Source organism: Bacillus sp. 05T21 (assembly GCF_056396785.1).
The window spans coordinates 1-677 of sequence record NZ_JBFTMD010000093.1; the positions used below are offsets into that span (position 1 = coordinate 1).

Annotated in this window: 1 protein-coding gene; it reads left to right on the forward strand. The window is 33.1% G+C overall.

Annotation, left to right across the window (positions count from 1 at the left end; all coding sequences use genetic code 11):
- A partial coding sequence (locus AC1DKZ_RS32905; RefSeq protein WP_476997977.1) for a hypothetical protein occupies positions 1-677 on the forward strand: 677 nt, incomplete at both ends.

A 677-nucleotide genomic window follows, 5' to 3' on the forward strand; every position in this document is an offset into this window, starting at 1 on the left:
AAGAGGATTTACTGCAGTTGATGAGCATAGTGCAAATTTAAAAACACTGTTTGAAAATTATGAAGGGGCTAGGCTTGACTATGATGGAACGATGTTTAAAGTAGATCATGGAGGAAATGGTGTATCAACACCAATTGGTGCACCAGATAGGTTTTATGGGGCTATTGAATATATAGAAAATGATCCATCAAAGTTGACGATTCCAAGGTGGGAAGCTAATGTCGATAATTATCCATTTACTGCAAGAGGATTCACAGGAAGTAAAAATATTGTATTACCGGAATTTTCATATGAAAGGGGTTATGCAAGAGCTTTCCAAGATGGAGATATATTGAATATTATAGATTCAGAAACTGGAAATGTAGCAACAAAATTTGAATTTAATAAAAAATTTGGATGGGCTCCAGAGGGATTAAGTAATGCTGAGCTAAATACCAGTGATAGTGTTAAAAAACTTATTAATAATAGTGGGTATTCAGTAGATGAATTTGTTGAGATGTTACATCCAGATAGGGTGTTAAATGCTAATGAAAAGACAGTAGTTGATAATATAAGAAATGAAATTGGAGTACCTGATGTTGGTACAAAGATGAAAAAAGTAATCCCACAAAGTGATATATATAAGTATTTATATGACGAAAACTATACAGGTGTAAGAGGATTTACTGCAGTTGATG